Genomic DNA, 23,494 nt, shown 5'->3' with positions numbered 1-23,494 from the left:
TGTCCTTAATTATAAGAATCTTCGTAACGTTTAGATAATTCATGTATATTTTCTGGTGGCCAATCTGGTACATCCATACCAAACCTTAAACCAAATTTTGCAAGTATTTCCTTAATCTCATTTAGTGACTTCCTACCAAAATTTGGAGTTCTTAGCATATCAGCTTCAGTTCTTTTTACTAAATCACCTATATAAATTATATTATCATTTTTTAAACAGTTTGCTGATCTAACTGATAATTCCAATTCATCAACTCGTTTAAGTAAATAAGGAGAAAATGGTAATGCATCTGTCTTAACTTGTTTATCTTCTTCTTGTTCTTCGAAAGAAATAAATAATTGAAGCTGTTCTTGCAAAATACGGGCAGCTAAGCCTACTGCCATTTCAGGCAATATGTCACCATTAGTTTCAACAAACATAATTAACTTATCATAGTCAGTGACCTGTCCTATTCTTGTATTTTCTACTTTGTAAGTAACGCTTTTTACAGGATTAAATAAAGCATCTATAGCTATTTCACCAATTGGTAAATTATTATCTTCATTATTATTTGTACTAAGTGTATATCCCTTGCCAATTTTGCAAGTTAATTCCATTTCAAATTGTTTATTCTTAGCTAAATTACAAATTACATGATCAGGATTTAATATTTCTACATCATGTCCAGCTTCAATCATACCAGCTGTCACAACTCCAGGTCCTGTTGCTTTTAATCTTATAACACGCTTTTCTGCAACGTGCATTTTGATTTCTATGCCTTTAACATTCAGAATTATCTCTGAGATATCCTCTTTTACACCTGATATAGAAGAAAATTCATGCTCTATTCCAGGAATTTTTATAGAGGTGACTGCTGCTCCTTGTAGAGAAGAAAGTAAAACTCTTCTCATAGCATTACCTAAAGTCAAACCAAATCCTCTTTCTAAAGGCTCAACTATAATCTTAGATTTATTATTAGTCTCAGGGAAGCTTTCATAAGATACTTTATCTGTTTTTATTAAAGCGTTCCAGTTTTTACTTAACGATAACATTTAATACCTATGCTTCTTATACTCTTCTTCTTTTCGGTGCTTTTACTCCATTATGAGCAATTGAAGATACATCTAAAATTGATGTAACTACAAAATTCTGCCCAAATAAAGCTCTCATTGCAGATTCACGCTGAGCACCAGGTCCTCCAATTCTAATAGAAATAGTTTTCAGACCGTATTCTTTTGCTTTTTCAGCTGCCTTATCAATTGTTATCTGAGCTGCATAAGGGGTAGCTTTTTTTGCTCCTTTAAACCCATTAGCTCCAGCTGATGCAGAAGATATCGCATTACCCTGAACATCAGTAAATGTTACAATAGTATTATTAAACGATGCTCTAATATGTACCACACCTAGTGTAATAGTTTTTTTCTTTTTTTTAGCTTTAACCGTCTGATTCATTATGTTTATACTCTACTTTAACTATTATTTTACAGCTTTTTTCTTTCCGGCTATTGCAACAGCTTTACCTTTTCTAGTTCTAGCATTAGAATGAGTATTCTGACCTCTTACAGGTAGCTTACGTATATGTCTAAGCCCTTGATAACTTCTAATATCTTTCTTCTTTTTAATATTAAGCGTTACTTCTCTTCTTAAATCACCTTCAACTTTATATTCATTCTCGATAATATTACGTAAGCTTATTAGTTCTTGATCAGTAAGATCTTTAACTTTCTTATCTTCTAATATTTTTGCTTTTTTACAAATTGTTTTTGCCATAGTAGTCCCAAGACCATAAATATAAGTCAAGCTTACTACTAAACGTTTATTATCGGGAATGTTAACACTCGCAATTCTTGCCACAAATATTCTCCAAAATTTTACTGGTAACTAGAAAATAATATAAAAATCTTTACTAAAGTCAATTTATTTTTAGTACTTTCTCTATATGATCTTCTATTTGCTGTTCACTTTTATTTCCATCAATCATATAAAAATCATCATTGTTTTTATAATGCTGTATTAATGGATAAGTTTCTGTTTTAAATATATTAATTCTTTCTTTTATTACTTCTTCATTATCATCTTTTCTATATTCAAATACGCTTGATTTACAAACATCACATATTTTATCAATTTTAGGCTTTAGAAAATAATCATTATATATTTTTCCGCAATTTTTACAACTATATCTGCCTAAAATTCTTTTAATTAGTAATTCATCTGAAACATTTAAATATATTACTTTTATTTTTTCTGTAACAAATGATTCAAAAAACTTAGCTTGTTCTAAATTACGCGGATATCCATCTAATATATAACCTTTTTTATAATCAGAAGATGATAAAAAGTTTTTAATTATATGATTAACTATTTCATCAGGAATAAGCTTTCCTTGCTCAACATAACTATTAATTACCTTAGCATCTTTACTTTTGATAATTGCTCTAAATATATCGCCAATTGCTATATGTGGTAAATAAATTTTTTCAGCTATTTTTTTTCCTTGAGTTCCTTTTCCAGCACCGGGAGGACCTAAAAAAATTATTATCACTTCTAACTCATTTTTAATTTTTTAATTTTACTTTTTTCATTAAACTTTCATATTTACTACTAAATAAGTAAGTTTGAATTTGAGTCAACGTATCAAGTACTACATTTACTACAATTAAAAAACTTGTACCACCTAGAGAAAGAGAAATAACATATTTATTCATTAATAATTCAGGTATTATACATATAACACTTAAATATATACCACCTACAACAGTAAGCCTAGTAAGTATATAATCAAAATATTCAGATGTATTTTTTCCTGGTCTCTTACCAGGAATATAGGCACCGTATTTTCTTAAATTATTAGCAGTTTCTTCAGAATTAAATACTATTGCAGTATAAAAAAAGCTAAAAAACATTATCAATGCTACATATAGTAATATATATATAGGCTTTCCATGACCCAAATAATAAGTAAGCATATTCATTATTTCAGAATTACTACTTGAAAAATTAGCTAATGTAGCCGGAAATAACAAAATTGAACTAGCAAATATTGGAGGAATTACCCCAGAAGTATTTAACTTAAGTGGCATATATGTTGAATCACCGCCGTAAATTTTATTTCCTACTTGCCTTTTAGGATACTGAACTAATAATTTTCTTTGTGCTTTCTCAAAGAAAATTATTATAGATATTAATACAACTACTCCCACACAAACAGCAATTGCAACTAAAGGCGATAGTGCACCTTTTCTTGATAGTTCAAACATACTAATTATAGCACTAGGCACACCGGAAATTATACCTATAAATATAATTAAAGAAGTACCATTACCTATACCGCGCTGCGTAATCTGTTCGCCTAACCACATTAGCAGCATTGTACCTACCACTAAAGTAATTACTGTTGTAATTTTAAAGAAAAGTCCCGGTATAATTACTACAGGTCCAGTATTTGTTACAATTGACTCTAAACTTACCGCAACACCATAAGCTTGAAGTGAAGCAAGCAAGACTGTTAAATATCTAGATAATTGATTTATTTTCCTTTTACCAGCTTCTCCTTCTTTTTTTAAATTTTCTAAAGGCTTATATGCTACAGACATTAGTTGGATAATTATTGATGCTGTTATATATGGCATAATCGCTAAAGCAAAAATAGACATTCTGCCTAGTGAACCACCTGACAACATATTAAACATACCAAGTATCCCTGACTGGTTTTTTTCAGCAATACTACCTAAGGCAATAGCATCTATACCTGCAATAGGTATAAACGAACCAAATCTGCATATTATAAGAACAAAAATAGTAAAAATAATACGATTAATTAAATCATTGCTAGATTTTTTAGAGAAATTTTGGTTCATAAATTATAATAATTTTCCGCCTGCTTTTTCAACTATTTTTTTAGCTTTAGAGGAATAAGCATCCAATTTAAACGACAAAGGATAGTTGAAATCATCACTACAAATAGATAATAATTTTATTAACTTTTTATTACTTTTATTAATTAAACCAATTTCTATTAACTTTTCCTTGGTAATAACATCAGTTGGATTTAAACGCTCTTCTGCTAGTGCTGCTTCAATATTATAAATATTAATAACATTATATTTTTTAGATGAGATACAATTAAAGCCTCTCTTAGGTAGCCTTTTAATCATTGGAGTTTGACCACCTTCAAAACCTTTTATTGCAACACCTGCTCTAGATTTTTGACCTTTAACACCTCTTCCAGCAGTTTTTCCTTTTCCACTACCAATACCACGTGCTACTCTTTTCTTATTTTTTTTAGCACCTATATTATTATATAATTCATTTAATTTCATTGAAAAACTCTAATTACACATTTTCTATTTTTAATAAATGCCCTACTTTTTTGAGCATACCTTGAACTGAATCAGTATTTTTAAGAACAACAGATTTATTAATTTTATTTAAACCAAGTCCAATTAATGTTAATTTTTGATCATATTTACGACCTATACTGCTTTTAACTTGAGTAACTTTTACATCATTAACTAAATTTTTATTATTCATAGCGTATACATCTTACCTTAAAATATTATTCATTAACTTGTATATCAGAAGATTTTATAAAAATTTCATTCATTTTTTTATCTCTTCTTGCCGCAATAGATTTCGGTGACGAAAGTTTTTTTAATGCATCAAACGTTGCAGCTATCATTGTATAAACGTTTGTGGACCCTATCGACTTAGCAACAATATCATGAACCCCTAAAGAATCAAAAATTGCTCTCATAGACCCACCAGCTATAACGCCTGTACCTGCTTTAGCTCTTCTTAAAATCACTTTAGCTGCTCCACTTCTGCCTGTAACATCGTGATGAATTGTTCTATTTTGATATAAAGACACTTTCATCATTTTCTTTTTAGCAGCTTGTTTTGCTTTTTCTCTAGCTTCGTTTACTTCTTTTGCTTTACCGTGACCCACTCCAACTCTTCCAGCTTTATCACCAACTACTACATAAGCAGAAAAAGCAAATCTTCTACCACCTTTTACTACTTTTGTAACTCTATTTACATCAACTAAAACTTCACTTAAAGCTTCTTCGTTTTTTCTAACTTTAGACATATTTTAAACCTTAACCTAAAATCTTATTTTTTTTCTAGCAGCATCAGCAAGAGCCTTTACAACACCATGATACTTATATCCGCTTCTATCAAACACTACCTCTTCTACACCACAAGATGCAGCTTTTTCAGCTATTAATTCACCTATTTTTGTAGCATTTTCAACATTACAATGAGATTTTTTTAATTTTTTAATCTTTTCATCTAAAGTTGAAGCAGAAGCAATTGTTACTGATTTAGTATCATCAATGATCTGTGCATAGATATGTCTACCTGATTTAAATATTGACAACCTAGCTCTGTTAGCTGTTTTAGCTATTTTATGTCTTATTCTACTTCTTCTCTTTTCAAATTTTAGCTTAGCACTACGCATATTTAACTCTTAAATTAATTTTTCTTACCTTCTTTGCGTGGTATAAATTGATCTTCAAATTTAATTCCCTTTCCTTTATAAGGTTCAGGTTGTCTTTGTTTTATAATAATTGAAGCAAATTGACCTAATTTTTCCTTATCTGTACCTTCAAGAATAATTATATTCTGCTTAGGTACTTCAACTTTAATATGTGAAGGTATTTCAATTTTTGTATTGTGACTTTTAGCAAGCATCAGATTTAAATACTTGCCTTTCATCATTGCTCTATACCCTACGCCATTAATTTCAAGCTTTAACTTAAAGCCTTCTTTAACTCCGGTAACCATATTTGATATTATACTTCTAGCTGTACCCCACATAGCACGTGCAGTTTTACTTGAAGATAATGGCTTTACTAAAAGCTTATTCTCTGCTAATGAAATTCCTATACTACCTTTAAAGCTTTTTGATAACTCACCTTTAGGTCCTGATATTTTTACTTCTAAATCATTTAACCCGACTTTTACACCTTCAGGTATAATAATCGGTAACTTTCCAACGCGTGACATTTTTTACCTTAAAATACTTTACAAATTACTTCACCACCAACATTTTTAATATGAGCTTCTCTATCGGACATAACACCATAAGGAGTAGATAGAATATATATTCCCATATTATTGTAGTATCCTTTTAAGTCCTTAATTGCAGAATACACTCTTTTACCTGGCTTTGATACTCTATGAATTTCACGTATAGAAGCATCACCATTAGCAGAATATTTTAAGGTTATCTCAGTATAGCTAATGTTATCTTTTGGAGTACTTGTATAATTTTTTATATAACCTTCTTTTTGAAGCACTTCTAAAATTGAAGTTTTAATTTTAGAACTAGGAAAAGAAACATTTATTAGTTTACTTTTATAAGCATTTCTAATTCTAGTTAACATATCTGCTACATTATCTGTCATTGACATATTTATTCACCTATTATTTTTACCAACTTGACTTAATTATCCCTGGAACTAAACCCCTGCCACTTAATTCTCTGAGTTTATTTCTTGATATGCCAAATTTTCTTATAACCCCTCTTGGTCTACCTGTAAGCTCACATCTATTTCTAATTCTAGTGGCTGATGAATTTCTAGATAATTGTGCTAATGACATTACCAAAGAAAAACGCTCTTCTAATGAAATATTCTTATCGTAGATTTTATTTTTTAATTTCTCACGCTTATTATGTAAGCTTTGTGATAATTTCTTTCTTTTTTCATTCTTTTTTATAGAACTTACTTTTGCCATTATATACCTTAAACTTAATTATAAAAAGGTAAATTAAATCCCGATAACAAGGATTTACCTTCTTTATCTGTTTTAGCGGATGTAACGATTGTAATATCCATTCCTCTTATAGTATCAATTTTATCATAATTAATCTCAGGAAAAACTATTTGCTCCTTTAGTCCGAAAGTAAAATTACCTTTACCATCAAAACTTTTGTAAGAAAAACCACGAAACTCTTTAACACGAGGTAATGCAACAATTACTAGCCTTTCTAAGAAATCATACATTCTATCTTTACGCAAAGTAACTTTGCAACCTATTTTCATACCATCACGTAACTTAAATGTTGCAATAGATTTTCTTGCTAGAGTTACAACAGGTTTTTGACCGGAGATTAAAGTTAAATCATTTACCGCTTTATCAATCACTTTTGAATCAGCTATTGCTTCCCCTACACCCATATTTATGACAATTTTTTCAATAGCTGGGATTTCATGTTTATTTTTATAAGAAAATTCCTTTTGCAAATTGCTAATAATTTCCTTTTGATATAATTCTTTAAATCTTAACATTATTTGCCTTCCTTACCAATAATTTCTCCAGATTTTTTTGCTATTCTAACTTTAGAACCATCTTCTAAAAATTTAAAAGCTACCTTAGTAGGATTACCAGTTTTAGGATCAACATGTGCAACATTTGAAATATCTATAGGTAATTCCTTAGTTATTATGCCACCTTCGCTTACTTGGGTAGGTTTAGTATGTTTTTTAACTAAATTTATTCCTGAAACAACTATTTTATTTTTTTCGGGAAAAACCTTTAATATTTCCCCTTTTTTCCCTTTATATTTGCCAGTAATAACAATAACTTCATCACCTTTTTTTACTTTTAATTTTATCATTTATAACACTTCCTCTGCGAGCGACATAATTCTAACATATTTTTTGGCTCTAAGTTCTCTTGTCACAGGACCAAAAACTCTAGTACCTATAGGCTCATCTAGTTTGTTTAAAAGTACTAATGCGTTTTTGTCAAACTTTATTGTACTACCATCAGCTCTTACAACTCCTGTTTTTGTACGAACAATAACGCCTTTATAAACGTCACCTTTTTTAACTTTACCACCAGGTATAGCTTCCTTAATAGATACAACTATAACATCGCCTAGCTTTGCTACCATATGATGGGAGCCACCTAGAACTTTAATACACATAACTTTTTTGGCACCGGAATTGTCTGCCACTTCCAAAATGCTTTGCATTTGAATCATATATCACTTCCAATTTTATTCACGAAAGATAAAATAAACAATTTTCCTAATAAAGTCAAAGGATAAAACCTTTACTCTTCATTTATTACTACCCATGTTTTAGTTTTTGAAATAGGACGACTTTCAATTATATTAACTTTATCGCCTTCTTGAAACTTATTATTTGGATCATGAGCTGCGTATTTTTTAGATACTTTTATAAATTTTTTATAAATAGGATGCTTAAATCTTCTTTCTACTTTTACTGTAACTGTTTTATCAGTTTTTGAACTTATAACCACCCCTTGTAGGACTCTTTTAGGCATTTTAATTACTCTCCGCTACTAGATCTTTTTGTTAATTCAGTTTTAATACGTGCTATAGACTTTTTAACTAATAAAAACCTACTAGTATTTTTTAATTCGCCCAGAGTTTGCTGAAATCTTAAATTAAATAGCTCTTTTTTTAAAAGATTAAGATGCTTAAAAAGCTCTTCAATTGTTTTACTTGTCAATTCACTCTTTAATGATTTTAAATCATTCATAACGCCTCACTATCCTTGTTTTAACAGGTAATTTTGCACTTGCAAGCTCTAAAGCTTTAACTGCAACATCTTCCTCAACCCCTTCAATTTCAAACATAATTCTTCCAGGTGATACCCTTACTGCAAAAAATTCAGGATTTCCTTTACCTTTACCCATTCTTACTTCAGCAGGCTTTTTGGAAACCGGAAGATCAGGAAAGATTCGTATCCATAATCTTCCTTGACGTTTCATACATCTAGTAGCCGCTTTTCTTCCTGCTTCTATCTGTCTAGCAGTAACACGCCAACCATCTATAGATTTTAAACCAAATGATCCAAAGGCAAGTGTTGTACCTGCTTTTGATTTTGAAACAACTCTACCTTTATGAGCTTTTCTAAATTTTTGTTTTTTTGGAGCTAACATTTTAATACTTAAAAATTAATTATATCTTTTATTTTCCGTATATTCGCCTTTATAAATCCAAACTTTAACTCCTATAACTCCATAAGTAGTTATAGCTTCAGCAGTCGAATAATCAATATCGGCTCTTAAAGTATGCAATGGCATTCTGCCTTCTATATACCATTCTGTTCTAGCAATCTCAGCTCCACCAAGACGTCCTGAGCAACTAACTCTTATACCTTGTCCACCTTGTTTAAATGAAGCCTGAATTGCTGTCTTCATTGCTTTTCTAAAGGACACTCTTTTTTCAAGCTGTGATGCTATTGTCTGAGCTACTATCGCCGCATCTATATTAAACTTTCTAACTTCATGAATATTTATATAAACTTCGCTTAAAGAAGTCATTTTTTCAATAGCTTTTTTTAGCTTATCAATTTCACTACCATTTTTACCGATAATTATATTTGGCTTTTTTGCATTAATATTGATAATAATACTTTTGTTAGAAGGGCGTTCAATTAAAATTCTGCTAACTTGAGCTTGAGTAAAACTTTTATTAACTAATTCTCTAATCTTTAAATCTTGTATAAAAAGAGTTTTATACTGCTTTTCTGCATAGAATACGGAATCCCAACCTTTAATTAAAGTTGGTCCAACCCTAAAACCATGTGCACAAACTTTTTGCCCCATCTTAATTATCCTCTTTTTCTGTAACAGTTATATAGAGATTACTAAAAAACTTATTTATTCTAGTAGCTCTCCCTTTTGCTCTTGGCATAACTCTTTTCATTACTAAAGCCTTGCCTACTGTTGCGTTAGTTATAACCAGTCTATCTATATCTAAACCTAAATTATTTTCAGCATTTGCTACAGCAGATTGCAAACAAGCTTTTACAACTTTTGAAATTCTTTTTGGCGAAAAAGTTAGTTGCACTAACGCTTCAGAAACTTTCATGTTCCTAATGAAAGCTGCAACTAAATTTAATTTCCTTGGACTAACTCTAATTGATTTAGCTTTTGCCGTGGCAAAATTTTTGTTTTCCTGTACCATATGATTTTATTTTCTTTTAACTTTTTTATCTGCTCCATGCCCATGAAATGTTCTAGTAGGAGAAAATTCCCCTAGTTTTCTACCAACCATTTCTTCATTTACAGAAACTGGAATAAATTTATTTCCATTGTGAACAGAAAACGTAAAACCAACAAAAATAGGCAAAATGGTTGATCTTCTAGACCAAGTTTTAATCATTTCTGACTTGCCAGATTCCATTAATTTTTGAACTTTTTTTATTAAATAACCATCTACGAAAGGTCCTTTCCACACCGAACGTGCCATAATTAATACCTAATTAATTTACTTTCTTTTCTTTATAATAAACTTAGAAGTACGCTTATTTTTACGCGTCTTTTTACCTTTTGTCGGGAATCCCCAAGGAGTAACTGGATGACGCCCACCAGAGGTTTTACCCTCACCACCACCATGTGGATGATCTACAGGGTTCATTGCAACACCTCTTACATGAGGTCTCCAACCAAGCCATCTATTTCTACCAGCTTTACCTAAGTTAATATTTTTTTGATCAGGGTTAGACACCGCACCTATCGTAGCTATACAATCTAAAGGTACTAATCTAAATTCACCAGACTTTAATTTAATTTGTGCATATCCTGAATCTTTACCTACTAAACCTACAGACGTACCTGCTGATCTTGCAATTTGACCACCTTTACCAACTTTCATTTCAACATTATGTAAAGTAGTACCTATAGGGATATATCTTAAAGGCAAACAATTACCAATTTTTATATCTGCATCTTTGCTTGATATTACCTTGTCCCCTACTACTAATTTTTGTGGAGCTAGAATATAAGCATGCTCACCATCTTCATATTTAATTAAAGCAATAAAAGCAGTTCTGTTAGGATCATATTCTATTCTTTCAACTATAGCAGAAATATCTAGTTTGTTTCTCTTAAAGTCAATAACACGATATAGCCTTTTATGCCCACCACCTCTTTGCCAAGAAGTGATCCTACCTTGATTATTTCTTCCACCTGTTTTAGATATCCCTTTAGTTAGAACCTTAAAAGGTCTACCTTTCCATAAACTAGTTCTATCAACTTGAACTAACTCTCTCAAAGAAGGGGTAATTGGATTAAAACTTTTTAAAGCCATTTATTTAATTCCTCCGGCAAAATCAATATTATGATCTTTTTCTAATGTTACCACAGCCTTTTTCCTATCAACTTGACGCCCGATAACTCCCTTAAATCTCTTCTTTTTACCTTTAACATTTAAGATATTTACTTTTTTTACTTTTACTTTAAATATTTCTTCTATGGCTTTTTTAACAGCAAGCTTCTCAGCAAGCTTATCTACATAAAAAGTATATTTATTTTGTTCTGAAAGAAGTGTGGTTTTTTCTGTAATAACAGGTCTTCTAATTAAATCGTAATATTTATAAGAACTCATTTTAACCTCTCTTCTAAAACATTCACTGCTTCTTGTGATAATAATACATATTCATGTCTTATTATGTCATAGACGTTTGCACCTATTTGCGGAACAATTACTGTATTATAAATATTTTGTGTTGCTAAAGAAAAATTAACATCTACTTCATTACCATCTATTACGAAGAAACTTTTTCCTTGAAACTTGTTTAATATATTAACAAGATTAGAGGTTTTAGGCGTTTCTAATTTTAAAGAATCTATGACTAGTAATTTTCCTTCAGAAAATTTTTCGGATAAAGCATGGATTAAACCAAGTTTTCGTACTTTTTTAGGTAATTTAGTTGCATGACTACGTACTACAGGACCATGAATTACACCACCACCACGCATTTGTACAGATCTTAAAGAGCCTTGTCTTGCATTCCCTGTACCTTTTTGCTTAAAAGGTTTTTTTGTAGTACCGGATACTTCTGATACAGTTTTAGTTTTATGCGTACCAGCCATTGCTTTAGCCTGCTGCCAATCAACAACTTGCTTTATTATATCATCCCTAATAAAATCTACAGCAAATATATCTTCGTTTAAACTAACCTCACCAACTTCTTCATTAGCAAGATTTAACATTTTAGTTTTCATTTTTTCAACCTATACAGTCTTATATAAAATCTTTTATACAAATAGTTATTTTTATGCAGTTATTGAAATCTTCTTTATTGCATCTGTTATTGAAATATATGAACCTTTATGTCCTGGGACACTTCCCTGAATCATAATAAGTCCTTGCTCTTTATCAATTGCAAATATTTTTAAATTTTGGATAGTAACTTGACTACACCCCATATGTCCAGCCATTTTTTTACCTTTAAAGACTTTTCCCGGATCTTGTCTTTGACCAGTAGAACCATGCGAACGATGCGATATTGAAACACCGTGAGAAGCTTCAAGCCCTTTAAAATTATGTCTCTTCATACTACCAGCAAATCCTTTACCTATAGTAGTAGCTGTTACATCTATAAATTGTCCTGCCGTAAAATGATCTACTTCTAAACTTGCTGCTATATCAATAAAATTATCTTCAGAGATTCTAAATTCTTTTAATTTAGCTTTAGGAGATACTTTAGCATTAGCAAAAACTTGTTTCATAGGCTTAGTTACTCTAGATATTTTTTTATCTTTTATCCCGATAACTAAAGCATTATAACCATGTTTTTCAACAATTTTATGTCCTACTACTTGGCAATCATCAACTTTCACTAGTGTTAATGGAACTCTCTTCCCATTATTATTAAAAACACTAGTCATCCCAACTTTTTGAGCAATTATTCCGGTTCTCATTACTCCCCACTCTCTAATTCGATCACTACATCAACACCCGCTGCTAAATCAACTTTACTTAAAGCATCAACAACTGATGGATTTGGATCATCTATAACCAATAATCTTTTTTGTGTTCTAATTTCGTATTGCTCCCTTGATTTTATATGCACATGGGGAGATCTATTTACAGTAAATCTTTGAATTTTTCTAGGTAAAGGAATAGGACCACTAATACTTGCGAATGTTCTTTTAACAGCACTAACTATCTCTTTAGTAGCCTGATCAAGACTACGATGATCAAATGACTTTAAACGAATTTTGATTTTATTTTTCATTTAACAAACCTTAATTATAAACAGCAAGATGTTTTTACATCTTAAAACATAAATACCTATTATTAAAAAATAATAGGTATTTATAAAATAGACTAATTAATTACTTTAGAAACTACACCAGCACCTACTGTTCTACCACCTTCACGAATAGAGAATTTTAAACCTTGCTGCATAGCAATAGGATAAATTAACTTAACTTTGAAAGTAGCATTATCACCAGGCATAACCATTTGTTTATCAGCCGGTAATTCTATTGTACCTGTAACGTCTGTTGTTCTAAAATAGAATTGTGGACGATAGTTATTGGTAAATGGAGTGTGACGTCCACCTTCATCCTTACTAAGTACGTATACTTCAGCTTCAAATTCATCATGAGGTGTTATACTACCAGGTTTTGCAAGAACTTGTCCTCTTTGTACAGCTTCTCTATCTATACCACGTAATAATATACCAACGTTATCTCCAGCCTCACCACTATCAAGAAGTTTTTTAAACATCTCAACACCAGTACATGTAGAAGTTTGAGTGTCTTTTATTCCAACTATTTCAACGGCTTCACCAACTTTAATTTTACCAGCTTCAATTCTGCCTGTTACAACTGTTCCTCTTCCTGAAATAGAGAACACATCTTCGATAGGCATTAAGAAAGGCTTTTCAGTTTCTCTAGTAGGTTGTGGTATATAACTATCTACTGCATCCATTAATTCATGGATAGCTTTTTCACCTTCAGGCTTTCCTTCTAAAGCTTGAAGAGCAGAACCTCTGATTATTGGTATCTCATCACCAGGGAAATCATATTTTGATAATAACTCTCTTACTTCCATTTCCACTAATTCCAGTAGGTCAGCATCATCAACCATATCAACTTTGTTTAAGAACACTACCATTTTAGGCACACCAACTTGCTTTGCTAGTAATATATGTTCTCTAGTTTGTGGCATTGGACCATCAGCAGCAGAAACAACTAATATAGCACCATCCATTTGAGCAGCACCTGTGATCATGTTTTTTACATAGTCAGCATGTCCTGGACAGTCTACGTGTGCATAGTGCCTACTTTTAGTTTCATATTCTACGTGAGCAGTTGATATTGTTATACCTCTTTCTTTTTCCTCAGGAGCGGCATCAATTTCATCATATTTTTTAACTTTAATATCTTTATTATCTTTTCCAAGCACCATTGTTATTGCTGCTGTCAAAGAAGTTTTTCCATGATCCACGTGACCGATAGTACCGATATTAACATGCGGTTTGGTTCTTTCAAACTTTGCTTTTGCCATATTTTTACTCTCTTACAATTTTTTAAGTTTAATACAAGTTAATTTAAAGTGCGTTTTTTGCTAAATTTATTTGTCACCACTATATTTAATGGAGCGGGTGATGGGAATCGAACCCACACAGCCAGCTTGGAAGGCTGGAGCTCTACCATTGAGCTACACCCGCAACTAACACCAATTTTATTCAGACTTACAATTATACACGATTATATTTTATTTTTAAATATAATTTATGATATAAAATGATAAGTTTAAAAAATGATACGCTTCCCTGAACCATTCAAGTGGTGGAGGGAGAAGGATTCGAACCTTCGAACGCTTACGCGGGCAGATTTACAGTCTGCTGCCATTGACCACTCGGCCACCCCTCCTAAAGAACTTTACTGTATTAAATAGACTAATACACTTTAAAAGACAATATAAATTAGTATTAGGACTTAATAAAACTTCTCGCCGAATCATCAAATAAACAAATAGCAGCTTGCACATTTATTTAGTTGTAACTTTCTATAATAAATAGTAGTTTCTGTCAAGAACAAATTACCAAAGGTTTTCAATAACATGCAAAATAAAAAGCTGGATTCTAAAAATTACTACTATATTTATGGAAAACATCCTGTATTTTCAGCTCTTAACAATCCAAAACGTCAAATTGAGGATATTTTATGCACTCAAATGATCTTTGATGCAAATAAAAAATTAATAAGTTCCAAGCCTTATAAAATTGTTAATAATGATGTTTTATCTAAATTACTAGAAAACCAAACTCACCAAGGAATAGCTGCTAAAGTTAAGCCAATTTTTTCCCATAATATAGAAGATATCAACATAAAAAATCCAAAATGTAAGATTGCAATTCTTGATCAAATAACTGATCCGCAAAATATTGGGGCAATTATTCGCAGTGCAGCAGCTTTTAATATGGATGCTATAATCTTACCATTAGATAATTCGCCGAATGAAAATGGCACTATAGCTAAAGCAGCTTGTGGAACTTTAGAATTAATAAAAATTATTAAAGTAACCAATCTAAACTTTTGTATAAATTACCTAAAAAAACACGGTTTTTGGGTTATAGGGCTAACCGGAGAAGCCAATGATTATTTTACCGATAAATTAATCTCAGATAAAGTAGCTTTAGTATTTGGCTCGGAAGATAAAGGCATGCGAAGATTGGTTCAAGAAAATTGTGATCATTTAGCCAAAATTCCTATTTCTGATAAAGTAGACAGCCTTAACGTATCGAATGCTGCTTCTATAATTTTTCACTCATTATGGGATCATTAACAAAGTTGAAATATTTTTAACAAATCAAATATTGTTTTTTGTTTACTTTCATATAAATATTTAGTCTACTTAATAAGTATATATATATTTACTAAAATGATAACGTAAAACTGTTTGCGTTATCATTATTCTTTATTTTTTCAGTAATGATACTCCTCGCAGCAGAGCTACGAGGTATCTATCCAAAAAGTTTTAACTGTTTTTGTTGAAATGCTTTATAAGAAGGTTTGCCTGAACCTTGATTTTTTACATAATTACGTAATTTCCGCTCATCACCATGTTTACCTACTGTGCTCATAAAATATCCTTTACTCCAAAACTCACTTCCCCATAATTTTTCTTTAAGATTTGGATATTTCTTAAACATTTCCTTAGATGTAATACTTTTTATGATTTGAGTTATTTTTGTTGGGCTATACATTAGTATTGACTGTAGTAAAAAATGTACATGTTCTTTATCTACTCCTATTTCCAAAAATCTAATTTCATAACGAGCTTCTATGTCCTCACAAATTTTACATAAATAATCGTCTAGTTCCTCTTTGAATATTACTCTTCTATACTTTGCCGGTGTTACTAAATGATATATTAGTACTGTGACATTATCACTTTTATGTATATAACTGCTTTCTTCCATGCATCTAGTATATCACGAAGCAGACCTTCGGGGAATTAAACCCTAAGAGATTAAGATAAAATTTATACTAATTCTCACGTTACTACTATTAATTTGGTTCTAATCGGTAGCGTTATGTCACAAAATATATTACAAAACAAACAAATTATTAAGAGCTTTGAAAAGCAACTCAATATATTCTTAAATGAATCTAAAGAAGAAGAGATTACAAATATTGTTCTAAGCAATTTTTTTGATAAAGTAATTAATAATTTAAAGCATGAAAAATTAATTAGCGATACACTACTTGAAGTATATCAAGGTAAAGCAGTAATTGCTAAACCATTACATACAGATTACCCTCGATCACCTAAACAAACATGTGACGAAAATTGGCAAAAATTTTATAGTTTTAATCGTGATATCATGATAGAAAACACAATCGGATTTATTGCTAAAAATTTAAAAAAAGCTTCCATTAAAGATAAATTATACTATAGTTTTGCTAAATTATCCGAGCAATTAGATTTAAAAGCTATCAGTGATCATTTTATGAATAAGATAAATAATTATATAACATTTAACGATTTATGACAAACTATAGAACAGAAAGCGACTCTTTTGGCGAAATTCAAATAGAGGATAAATTTTATTGGGGAGCACAAACACAAAGATCATTAGAAAATTTCAAAATAGGCAAACAAAAAATGCCAGAAATTCTAATCCGCTCCCTTGCTATATTAAAAAAATGTGCTGCAAAAGTTAATCTCGAATTTGGTGATCTAGAACCTAAAATAGCTGAAAGTATAGACAAAGCTGCAAGCAGAATTTTAAATGGTGAATTTAGCAATAATTTTCCTTTAGTAGTTTGGCAAACAGGCTCTGGAACGCAAACAAATATGAATATGAATGAGGTAATCGCCTCTATTGCAAATGAAGAGCTAACCGGTACAAAAGGTGGTAAATCTCCTGTACATCCCAACGATCATGTCAATAAAGGACAGTCATCAAACGATTCATTCCCAACGGCTATGCATATAGCAACCGTACTTGCAACCAAAGAAAAACTAATACCGGCTTTAAATAATTTACTCACAGCTTTACAGGATAAATCAAAAGATTGGGGAAATATTATAAAAATTGGACGCACTCATTTACAAGACGCAACTCCTCTAACACTTAAGCAAGAATTTTCCGGATATATTACACAAATAGAATATGCTTTAGAGAGAATAAAAAATGCATTAGAAAAAGTTTATTTACTTGCTCAAGGTGGAACAGCAGTCGGAACAGGTATCAATTCGCATAAAGGATTTGATATAAAATTTGCTGAAAAAGTGGCAGAATTTACAAAACAACCTTTTAAAACAGCACCTAATAAATTTGAAAGCTTGGCTAGCCATGATGCACTTGTAGAATTTTCAGGGACTCTTAATACTATAGCCGTAAGTCTAATGAAAATAGCAAACGATATAAGATTGCTTGGATCAGGTCCAAGATGCGGTCTTGGTGAGCTGCATTTACCAGAAAATGAGCCTGGTTCTTCAATTATGCCTGGCAAGGTAAACCCTACGCAAGTTGAAGCTTTAACAATGGTTTGCACTCAAGTTATGGGCAATCATGTTACAATTACTATTGCTGGCTCAAACGGGCATCTTGAACTTAACGTCTTTAAACCGGTAATAATATATAATATTTTACAATCTATCGAGCTAATATCAGATAGCGTAAATAGCTTTGTTACTCATTGCATCGATGGAATAGAGCCTAACATATCACGCATTGATGAGCTACGTGATAAATCTCTAATGCTTGTAACCGCCCTTAATCCGCATATAGGTTATGATAATGCCGCTAAAATTGCTAAAGAAGCTCATAAGCACGGAATCACTTTAAAAGAAGCTGCAAAAAAACTTGATCTTTTATCAGAACAAGAATTCGATAAAATAGTAGTACCTGAAAAAATGGTTAAACAATCTTAGATTATATAAGTAATACGTAATTCTCTTTACAAGATATCATAAATAGGCTAATATTAAGCTAGTCTATTTATATGAAGCAAAATTTATCTAATAAAGTTAATATTTGTAAGCATAATACACCGGTTGCTGTTTTTACCAATAACTCAAAAACCAAAAATAAAAACAGTAGATATAGTTGAACAAATAATGGAATTTAATAAAGATAAAACACTAGCACCATATATAGCTTAATGCGATAAGGGGCATCGTCATATATGGACGCCTGGTTAAAAACAAGTACTAAAAATAAAAAACAGTTAATGATAAATGAAGCAGTCATATATTCGGCATCAAAGTGCCATAATGGTTTCTGCATTCTGCCTAAGATCCTAGAGAGATTCACTCAAGTTAGCGGTATCTAGGTACCATGACGTTAGCTCGGATTTCATCCAGAATGATTATGTATTATCTCTTTAACCCGCCGTTTTATTATTCTACTTTGTTTTTATTTCTTTACCCCTATCTAGTTTAAAAATTATATAGTTTATAATTTATCCTAAATCTTAAGTACTATTATACCAATTGGTAATTTCTGTTCTTTACCAGACAGGCATAAGCGATTCTAGCCAATTTATTAGCTGTAGCTACTGCAATTACATTGAACGATTTCCCTTTTTCTTTTAATCTTTCAATAAATTCTGATAACGCTCCTGATGTCTGATTAGTTTTATAGCTTCTCATCAATAAAGACCTACCAGCCTGTATTAGCATTGTTCTTGCATATCTATCACCTTGCTTGGTTATTCTTCCTAGAATAATCTTACCTCCAGTGCTATTTTGTTTCGGGACAATTCCAAGTGAAGCAGCAAAATCCTTAGCAGAATCGTATGCTTCAACCGGTTTGATGCTTAAAATACTTGCGTTAATTGTACCAATTCCTGGAATAGTTTCTAAAATTTTTGCCTTCTTGGAACTCCGATTCTTTGCTGCTAATTCTTTATCTAAGCTTTGTTCACGAATCATCAATTGTTCAATTTCTTTACAATCCAGCAACATTTGTTCAGCAATAGTGTTGTTAATAAATCCTTCTTCTAGGGCAAAATTTACAAAATTTTGACAAGATTTTGCAAATGTAGATTTTCCGCATGTTACCAAATAGCCAAATTCAAATAATGAAGTCATCAGAGAGTTGCTGTACTGAATCCTTTGTTGTATTATATTTTGTCTTGCTTTATGCAGGTAAGATATTTCTTGCTCTTCTATTGTTTTAGCTTTGACGTGTATTAAATCGGGATCACATGATGCTTTGCAAATTGCAATTGAATCATTAATGTCATTTTTTTGTCGAGTTTTTGCATATGCTTTCACATCTTTAGGTTTAAGCAAGATGGCTTTATGTCCTATTGATTCAAGCCTTTGAGCCATATAATGAGCTCCACCACAAGCTTCAAATACAAAGGTTTCTGACTCTGGAAACATTGTTGATAAATTTTCAAAAAAGCTTCTTCGATCCATTGCTTTTTTTAATACAACTTTATTGTCTAAATTTATTGCTGCAAAATGCAACTTTCTTTTTGCTAAATCAATTCCTATTACTTTATAATTACTCATGGTATGGACTCCTTTATAAAATTATTAAAAATTACAAACCTATCTTAGGTTTTGGTTCTTTGATATCTTAATATCACTTAAAACCGTTGATAAGTTCTTTCTTATCATTGGCGTCCATACCATCAAGTTAAGAGAGATGTAAATTAAGTATTGAGCAAATGCATGGAATAATTTATAGAATAGCAGTAACCATTTATCTCTAAATTTCACCATTATGCGTATTACTCAAGCTCCGAAGAGACATCGTTTTCCAGCAAGCATCATTAGCCATGCTGTATGGTTATATCATCGTTTTAATAGTAGCTACCGAGATGTTCAAGAACAGATGGCATATCGAGGTATTATTTTGAGTCATGAGACAGTAAGATTTTGGTACAACAAATTTGCAGTTTATTTTCAAGATGTTATCAGAAAGAGGGAGCGGAAGCCAACTGATAAATGGCATTTAGATAAAATGAACATTAAGATTAAAGGTGAAGTATTCATACTATGGAGGGCTGTTGACTCTGAGGGACATGAATTAGAAGTATTGCTACAGAAGCGACGCAACAAGAAATCAGCTATTCGCTTTTTATTAAGATTATTGGGCAATTACCCAGCTCCAAGAGTAATTGTTACTGATAAGCTCAAGAGTTACATTAAACCGATTAAGCTTAAGTGTCCTAGGACTAAACATCGAACTAATAAGAGATTAAATAATCGCGTTGAGAATGCACATCAACCAACTAGGCGAAAAGAGAAGATATTGATTAAATTTAAGCATCCTAATACAGCACAATGTACATTATCACTGATGGGAAAAGTTAGAAATATATTTGCCGTAAATGTTGGAAGATATACTAAAACAGCACCTGACCAAAGAATTGAATTTGCTCTATACTTAATCTCTTAGGATTTAATTCCCCGAAGGTCTGCTTCGTGATATACTAGATGCATGGAAGAAAGCAGTTATATACATAAAAGTGATAATGTCACAGTACTAATATATCATTTAGTAACACCGGCAAAGTATAGAAGAGTAATATTCAATGAGGAACTAGACGATTATTTATGTAAAATTTGTGAGGACATAGAAGCTCGTTATGAAATTAGATTTTTGGAAATAGGAGTAGATAAAGAACATGTACATTTTTTACTACAGTCAATACCAATGTATAGCCCAACAAAAATAACTCAAATCATAAAAAGTATTACATCTAAGGAAATGTTTAAGAAATATCCAAATCTTAAAGAAAAATTATGGGGAAGTGAGTTTTGGAGTAAAGGATATTTTATGAGCACAGTAGGTAAACATGGTGATGAGCGGAAATTACGTAATTATGTAAAAAATCAAGGTTCAGGCAAACCTTCTTATAAAGCATTTCAACAAAAACAGTTAAACCTTTTTGGATAGATACCTCGTAGCTCTGCTGCGAGGAGTATCATTCTTAATGTTCATTTTATCTAAATGCCATTTATCAGTTGGCTTCCGCTCCCTCTTTCTGATAACATCTTGAAAATAAACTGCAAATTTGTTGCACCAAAATCTTACTGTCTCATGACTCAAAATAATACCTCAATATGCCATCTGTTCTTGAACATCTCGGTAGCTACTATTAAAACGATGATATAACCATACTGCATGGCTAATGATGCTTGCTGGAAAACGATGTCTCTTCGGAGCTTGAGTAATACGCATAATGGTGAAATTTAGAGATAAATGGTTACTGCTATTCTATAAATTATTCCATGCATTTGCTCAATACTTAATTTACATCTCTCTTAACTTGATGGTATGGACGCCAATGATAAGAAAGAACTTATCAACGGTTTTAAGTGATATTAAGATATCAAAGAACCAAAACCTAAGATAGGTTTGTAATTTTTAATAATTTTATAAAGGAGTCCATACCATGAGTAATTATAAAGTAATAGGAATTGATTTAGCAAAAAGAAAGTTGCATTTTGCAGCAATAAATTTAGACAATAAAGTTGTATTAAAAAAAGCAATGGATCGAAGAAGCTTTTTTGAAAATTTATCAACAATGTTTCCAGAGTCAGAAACCTTTGTATTTGAAGCTTGTGGTGGAGCTCATTATATGGCTCAAAGGCTTGAATCAATAGGACATAAAGCCATCTTGCTTAAACCTAAAGATGTGAAAGCATATGCAAAAACTCGACAAAAAAATGACATTAATGATTCAATTGCAATTTGCAAAGCATCATGTGATCCCGATTTAATACACGTCAAAGCTAAAACAATAGAAGAGCAAGAAATATCTTACCTGCATAAAGCAAGACAAAATATAATACAACAAAGGATTCAGTACAGCAACTCTCTGATGACTTCATTATTTGAATTTGGCTATTTGGTAACATGCGGAAAATCTACATTTGCAAAATCTTGTCAAAATTTTGTAAATTTTGCCCTAGAAGAAGGATTTATTAACAACACTATTGCTGAACAAATGTTGCTGGATTGTAAAGAAATTGAACAATTGATGATTCGTGAACAAAGCTTAGATAAAGAATTAGCAGCAAAGAATCGGAGTTCCAAGAAGGCAAAAATTTTAGAAACTATTCCAGGAATTGGTACAATTAACGCAAGTATTTTAAGCATCAAACCGGTTGAAGCATACGATTCTGCTAAGGATTTTGCTGCTTCACTTGGAATTGTCCCGAAACAAAATAGCACTGGAGGTAAGATTATTCTAGGAAGAATAACCAAGCAAGGTGATAGATATGCAAGAACAATGCTAATACAGGCTGGTAGGTCTTTATTGATGAGAAGCTATAAAACTAATCAGACATCAGGAGCGTTATCAGAATTTATTGAAAGATTAAAAGAAAAAGGGAAATCGTTCAATGTAATTGCAGTAGCTACAGCTAATAAATTGGCTAGAATCGCTTATGCCTGTCTGGTAAAGAACAGAAATTACCAATTGGTATAATAGTACTTAAGATTTAGGATAAATTATAAACTATATAATTTTTAAACTAGATAGGGGTAAAGAAATAAAAACAAAGTAGAATAATAAAACGGCGGGTTAAAGAGATAATACATAATCATTCTGGATGAAATCCGAGCTAACGTCATGGTACCTAGATACCGCTAACTTGAGTGAATCTCTCTAGGATCTTAGGCAGAATGCAGAAACCATTATGGCACTTTGATGCCGAATATATGACTGCTTCATTTATCATTAACTGTTTTTTATTTTTAGTACTTGTTTTTAACCAGGCGTCCATATATGACGGTGCCTTGATAGATTTAGTATTTGCTAACCTAACAATAAAACCTCAAAAGCTTGATTATACCTTGTGTTCGCCGTTTGATGTGTTTGTAAAAATACCGAAAAATGGAGAATGGTGGAGGCAAAGGGAATCGAACCCTTGACCCTCTGCGTGCAAAGCAGATGCTCTACCCCTGAGCTATGCCCCCAATATATGACTTATTATATAAGCTACTGAAGTGAAATTTTTATATTTGTGAGTAATTAAATCAAACTAAGCTAAATTTTTGACTAAGTTCCAAGGTAGCACTTGCCCGTTATTCCCTAATACCAAATCTCCAGAAGATTTAATTTCTGCAGCTAAAAAAGAAGAACCTTGTTGAGGGATATATTTTGAAGGTACGATTTCCTCACCTTTATAAAAATGTACTTTAGCTGATTCCCTAGCGGTTGGGTTGTTTTTAGAAGCAGTTTTTGCTTTAGACATAGCTTAATAATTTCTTTACTTAAATTAGATTTTTGTAGAATATAATTTTTTTTTGCT

40 protein-coding genes and 3 tRNA genes are annotated in these 23,494 nt (G+C 31.4%); 7 read left to right on the top strand and 36 right to left on the bottom strand.

Annotated features, from left to right (window positions below):
- Positions 1-5: 5 nt before the first annotated feature.
- The 29 genes from ACOAL3_RS01700 to ACOAL3_RS01560 form a co-directional block, all read right to left on the bottom strand.
- On the bottom strand, positions 6-1,031 hold the full coding sequence (locus tag ACOAL3_RS01700; protein ID WP_395476531.1) for a DNA-directed RNA polymerase subunit alpha: 1,026 nt from the start codon (positions 1,029-1,031) through the stop codon (positions 6-8).
- 16 nt (positions 1,032-1,047) lie between these two features.
- The gene (gene rpsK / locus ACOAL3_RS01695; protein WP_011477698.1) at positions 1,048-1,431 is read right to left on the bottom strand and encodes a 30S ribosomal protein S11; all 384 of its coding nucleotides are present in this window, start codon (positions 1,429-1,431) and stop codon (positions 1,048-1,050) included.
- Positions 1,432-1,455: 24 nt separating this feature from the next.
- Positions 1,456-1,833 (bottom strand): 30S ribosomal protein S13, encoded by a 378-nt coding sequence (gene rpsM, locus ACOAL3_RS01690; protein ID WP_011477699.1) that lies wholly within the window; start codon positions 1,831-1,833, stop codon positions 1,456-1,458.
- A gap of 58 nt (positions 1,834-1,891) precedes the next feature.
- Complete coding sequence (locus tag ACOAL3_RS01685) at positions 1,892-2,524, bottom strand: adenylate kinase (RefSeq protein ID WP_395476532.1); 633 nt, start codon at positions 2,522-2,524, stop codon at positions 1,892-1,894.
- A gap of 13 nt (positions 2,525-2,537) precedes the next feature.
- Positions 2,538-3,839, bottom strand: a complete 1,302-nt coding sequence (gene secY / locus ACOAL3_RS01680) for a preprotein translocase subunit SecY (protein ID WP_419235214.1) — start codon at positions 3,837-3,839, stop codon at positions 2,538-2,540.
- A gap of 3 nt (positions 3,840-3,842) precedes the next feature.
- Positions 3,843-4,301, bottom strand: a complete 459-nt coding sequence (gene rplO, locus ACOAL3_RS01675; RefSeq protein WP_419235213.1) for a 50S ribosomal protein L15 — start codon at positions 4,299-4,301, stop codon at positions 3,843-3,845.
- A 13-nt stretch (positions 4,302-4,314) separates the two neighbouring features.
- A complete protein-coding gene (gene rpmD / locus ACOAL3_RS01670; RefSeq protein WP_395476535.1) occupies positions 4,315-4,512 on the bottom strand; it encodes a 50S ribosomal protein L30 in 198 nt (65 codons plus the stop codon).
- Positions 4,513-4,537: 25 nt separating this feature from the next.
- Complete coding sequence (gene rpsE / locus ACOAL3_RS01665; protein ID WP_419235212.1) at positions 4,538-5,068, bottom strand: 30S ribosomal protein S5; 531 nt, start codon at positions 5,066-5,068, stop codon at positions 4,538-4,540.
- A 15-nt stretch (positions 5,069-5,083) separates the two neighbouring features.
- Complete coding sequence (gene rplR, locus ACOAL3_RS01660; protein ID WP_419235211.1) at positions 5,084-5,440, bottom strand: 50S ribosomal protein L18; 357 nt, start codon at positions 5,438-5,440, stop codon at positions 5,084-5,086.
- A 14-nt stretch (positions 5,441-5,454) separates the two neighbouring features.
- Positions 5,455-5,988, bottom strand: a complete 534-nt coding sequence (gene rplF / locus ACOAL3_RS01655; protein WP_395476537.1) for a 50S ribosomal protein L6 — start codon at positions 5,986-5,988, stop codon at positions 5,455-5,457.
- Positions 5,989-5,996: 8 nt separating this feature from the next.
- A complete protein-coding gene (rpsH, locus tag ACOAL3_RS01650; protein WP_419235210.1) occupies positions 5,997-6,395 on the bottom strand; it encodes a 30S ribosomal protein S8 in 399 nt (132 codons plus the stop codon).
- Positions 6,396-6,414: 19 nt separating this feature from the next.
- Positions 6,415-6,720, bottom strand: a complete 306-nt coding sequence (rpsN, locus tag ACOAL3_RS01645) for a 30S ribosomal protein S14 (RefSeq protein WP_011477708.1) — start codon at positions 6,718-6,720, stop codon at positions 6,415-6,417.
- 14 nt (positions 6,721-6,734) lie between these two features.
- Entirely contained in the window at positions 6,735-7,274 is a 540-nt protein-coding gene (gene rplE, locus ACOAL3_RS01640; RefSeq protein WP_419235209.1) for a 50S ribosomal protein L5, read from the bottom strand.
- Positions 7,274-7,603 carry a 50S ribosomal protein L24 gene (gene rplX, locus ACOAL3_RS01635; protein ID WP_419235208.1) on the bottom strand — a complete coding sequence of 110 codons (330 nt, stop codon included), beginning with the start codon at positions 7,601-7,603 and terminating at the stop codon, positions 7,274-7,276. The genes rplE and rplX overlap by 1 nt, the downstream gene beginning before the upstream one ends.
- Complete coding sequence (gene rplN / locus ACOAL3_RS01630) at positions 7,604-7,972, bottom strand: 50S ribosomal protein L14 (protein WP_419235207.1); 369 nt, start codon at positions 7,970-7,972, stop codon at positions 7,604-7,606.
- 71 nt (positions 7,973-8,043) lie between these two features.
- Positions 8,044-8,277: a 30S ribosomal protein S17 gene (rpsQ, locus tag ACOAL3_RS01625; RefSeq protein ID WP_011477712.1), complete on the bottom strand. Its 234-nt coding sequence runs from the start codon at positions 8,275-8,277 to the stop codon at positions 8,044-8,046.
- Between the two features lie 5 nt (positions 8,278-8,282).
- Positions 8,283-8,495 (bottom strand): 50S ribosomal protein L29, encoded by a 213-nt coding sequence (gene rpmC, locus ACOAL3_RS01620; RefSeq protein WP_395476540.1) that lies wholly within the window; start codon positions 8,493-8,495, stop codon positions 8,283-8,285.
- Entirely contained in the window at positions 8,488-8,898 is a 411-nt protein-coding gene (gene rplP, locus ACOAL3_RS01615; RefSeq protein ID WP_419235206.1) for a 50S ribosomal protein L16, read from the bottom strand. The genes rpmC and rplP overlap by 8 nt, the downstream gene beginning before the upstream one ends.
- 15 nt (positions 8,899-8,913) lie before the next feature.
- Positions 8,914-9,567: a 30S ribosomal protein S3 gene (gene rpsC, locus ACOAL3_RS01610; RefSeq protein ID WP_011477715.1), complete on the bottom strand. Its 654-nt coding sequence runs from the start codon at positions 9,565-9,567 to the stop codon at positions 8,914-8,916.
- A gap of 1 nt (position 9,568) precedes the next feature.
- Positions 9,569-9,928, bottom strand: coding sequence for a 50S ribosomal protein L22 (gene rplV / locus ACOAL3_RS01605; protein ID WP_011477716.1), 360 nt, complete (start codon positions 9,926-9,928; stop codon positions 9,569-9,571).
- A gap of 6 nt (positions 9,929-9,934) precedes the next feature.
- Entirely contained in the window at positions 9,935-10,213 is a 279-nt protein-coding gene (gene rpsS, locus ACOAL3_RS01600) for a 30S ribosomal protein S19 (RefSeq protein WP_011477717.1), read from the bottom strand.
- Positions 10,214-10,231: 18 nt separating this feature from the next.
- A complete protein-coding gene (gene rplB, locus ACOAL3_RS01595; protein ID WP_419235205.1) occupies positions 10,232-11,053 on the bottom strand; it encodes a 50S ribosomal protein L2 in 822 nt (273 codons plus the stop codon).
- Positions 11,054-11,350, bottom strand: a complete 297-nt coding sequence (gene rplW / locus ACOAL3_RS01590; protein WP_011477719.1) for a 50S ribosomal protein L23 — start codon at positions 11,348-11,350, stop codon at positions 11,054-11,056.
- Positions 11,347-11,970: a 50S ribosomal protein L4 gene (gene rplD / locus ACOAL3_RS01585; RefSeq protein ID WP_419235204.1), complete on the bottom strand. Its 624-nt coding sequence runs from the start codon at positions 11,968-11,970 to the stop codon at positions 11,347-11,349. The genes rplW and rplD overlap by 4 nt, the downstream gene beginning before the upstream one ends.
- A 51-nt stretch (positions 11,971-12,021) precedes the next feature.
- Positions 12,022-12,669 (bottom strand): 50S ribosomal protein L3, encoded by a 648-nt coding sequence (gene rplC, locus ACOAL3_RS01580; RefSeq protein WP_419235203.1) that lies wholly within the window; start codon positions 12,667-12,669, stop codon positions 12,022-12,024.
- A complete protein-coding gene (rpsJ, locus tag ACOAL3_RS01575) occupies positions 12,669-12,986 on the bottom strand; it encodes a 30S ribosomal protein S10 (RefSeq protein WP_395476544.1) in 318 nt (105 codons plus the stop codon). Before rpsJ ends, rplC begins: the two co-directional genes overlap by 1 nt.
- 92 nt (positions 12,987-13,078) lie before the next feature.
- Positions 13,079-14,266, bottom strand: a complete 1,188-nt coding sequence (gene tuf / locus ACOAL3_RS01570; RefSeq protein ID WP_395476545.1) for an elongation factor Tu — start codon at positions 14,264-14,266, stop codon at positions 13,079-13,081.
- 89 nt (positions 14,267-14,355) lie between these two features.
- Positions 14,356-14,429, bottom strand: a tRNA-Gly gene (locus ACOAL3_RS01565).
- Positions 14,430-14,548: 119 nt separating this feature from the next.
- A tRNA-Tyr gene (locus tag ACOAL3_RS01560) sits at positions 14,549-14,634 on the bottom strand.
- A 190-nt stretch (positions 14,635-14,824) separates the two neighbouring features.
- On the opposite strand from ACOAL3_RS01560, the gene rlmB reads away from it, so the two are divergent.
- Positions 14,825-15,550, top strand: a complete 726-nt coding sequence (rlmB, locus tag ACOAL3_RS01555) for a 23S rRNA (guanosine(2251)-2'-O)-methyltransferase RlmB (RefSeq protein WP_419235202.1) — start codon at positions 14,825-14,827, stop codon at positions 15,548-15,550.
- Positions 15,551-15,728: 178 nt separating this feature from the next.
- Here rlmB and tnpA (ACOAL3_RS01550) read toward each other — a convergent pair whose 3' ends face one another.
- Positions 15,729-16,187, bottom strand: coding sequence for an IS200/IS605 family transposase (gene tnpA, locus ACOAL3_RS01550; protein WP_419234569.1), 459 nt, complete (start codon positions 16,185-16,187; stop codon positions 15,729-15,731).
- A gap of 114 nt (positions 16,188-16,301) precedes the next feature.
- Here tnpA (ACOAL3_RS01550) and ACOAL3_RS01545 point away from each other — a divergent pair, with 114 nt between their 5' ends.
- Positions 16,302-16,760 (top strand): hypothetical protein, encoded by a 459-nt coding sequence (locus tag ACOAL3_RS01545; RefSeq protein WP_395476547.1) that lies wholly within the window; start codon positions 16,302-16,304, stop codon positions 16,758-16,760.
- On the top strand, positions 16,757-18,148 hold the full coding sequence (gene fumC, locus ACOAL3_RS01540) for a class II fumarate hydratase (RefSeq protein WP_419235201.1): 1,392 nt from the start codon (positions 16,757-16,759) through the stop codon (positions 18,146-18,148). The genes ACOAL3_RS01545 and fumC overlap by 4 nt, the downstream gene beginning before the upstream one ends.
- A gap of 193 nt (positions 18,149-18,341) precedes the next feature.
- On the opposite strand, the gene ACOAL3_RS01535 is transcribed toward fumC, so the two are convergent.
- Both ACOAL3_RS01535 and ACOAL3_RS01530 read right to left on the bottom strand, forming a co-directional pair.
- Positions 18,342-18,503 (bottom strand): hypothetical protein, encoded by a 162-nt coding sequence (locus tag ACOAL3_RS01535; RefSeq protein WP_419235200.1) that lies wholly within the window; start codon positions 18,501-18,503, stop codon positions 18,342-18,344.
- Positions 18,504-18,700: 197 nt separating this feature from the next.
- Complete coding sequence (locus ACOAL3_RS01530) at positions 18,701-19,738, bottom strand: IS110 family RNA-guided transposase (protein WP_419234517.1); 1,038 nt, start codon at positions 19,736-19,738, stop codon at positions 18,701-18,703.
- Between the two features lie 214 nt (positions 19,739-19,952).
- On the opposite strand from ACOAL3_RS01530, the gene ACOAL3_RS01525 reads away from it, so the two are divergent.
- Both ACOAL3_RS01525 and tnpA (ACOAL3_RS01520) read left to right on the top strand, forming a co-directional pair.
- Complete coding sequence (locus ACOAL3_RS01525) at positions 19,953-20,630, top strand: IS6 family transposase (RefSeq protein ID WP_419235199.1); 678 nt, start codon at positions 19,953-19,955, stop codon at positions 20,628-20,630.
- A gap of 42 nt (positions 20,631-20,672) precedes the next feature.
- On the top strand, positions 20,673-21,131 hold the full coding sequence (gene tnpA / locus ACOAL3_RS01520) for an IS200/IS605 family transposase (RefSeq protein ID WP_419235198.1): 459 nt from the start codon (positions 20,673-20,675) through the stop codon (positions 21,129-21,131).
- On the opposite strand, the gene ACOAL3_RS01515 is transcribed toward tnpA (ACOAL3_RS01520), so the two are convergent.
- On the bottom strand, positions 21,114-21,284 hold the full coding sequence (locus ACOAL3_RS01515) for a hypothetical protein (RefSeq protein ID WP_419235197.1): 171 nt from the start codon (positions 21,282-21,284) through the stop codon (positions 21,114-21,116). The two genes, tnpA (ACOAL3_RS01520) and ACOAL3_RS01515, sit on opposite strands and share 18 nt — an antisense overlap.
- Positions 21,285-21,293: 9 nt before the next feature.
- Positions 21,294-21,416: a hypothetical protein gene (locus tag ACOAL3_RS01510; protein WP_419234769.1), complete on the bottom strand. Its 123-nt coding sequence runs from the start codon at positions 21,414-21,416 to the stop codon at positions 21,294-21,296.
- A 214-nt stretch (positions 21,417-21,630) separates the two neighbouring features.
- On the opposite strand from ACOAL3_RS01510, the gene ACOAL3_RS01505 reads away from it, so the two are divergent.
- On the top strand, positions 21,631-22,668 hold the full coding sequence (locus ACOAL3_RS01505; protein WP_419234517.1) for an IS110 family RNA-guided transposase: 1,038 nt from the start codon (positions 21,631-21,633) through the stop codon (positions 22,666-22,668).
- Between the two features lie 197 nt (positions 22,669-22,865).
- Positions 22,866-23,114, top strand: coding sequence for a hypothetical protein (locus ACOAL3_RS01500; protein ID WP_419235196.1), 249 nt, complete (start codon positions 22,866-22,868; stop codon positions 23,112-23,114).
- Here ACOAL3_RS01500 and ACOAL3_RS01495 read toward each other — a convergent pair.
- Positions 23,085-23,159 (bottom strand) — tRNA-Ala (locus ACOAL3_RS01495). The two genes, ACOAL3_RS01500 and ACOAL3_RS01495, sit on opposite strands and share 30 nt — an antisense overlap.
- 65 nt (positions 23,160-23,224) lie before the next feature.
- Positions 23,225-23,437 (bottom strand): hypothetical protein, encoded by a 213-nt coding sequence (locus tag ACOAL3_RS01490; protein WP_395476507.1) that lies wholly within the window; start codon positions 23,435-23,437, stop codon positions 23,225-23,227.
- Positions 23,438-23,494 lie beyond the last annotated feature (57 nt).

The organism is Rickettsia endosymbiont of Nabis limbatus, from assembly GCF_965196655.1.
Lineage (GTDB): Bacteria > Pseudomonadota > Alphaproteobacteria > Rickettsiales > Rickettsiaceae > Rickettsia.
Note: the sequence above shows the minus strand (reverse complement) of the source record. Positions and strands in the feature narration are given on the sequence as shown.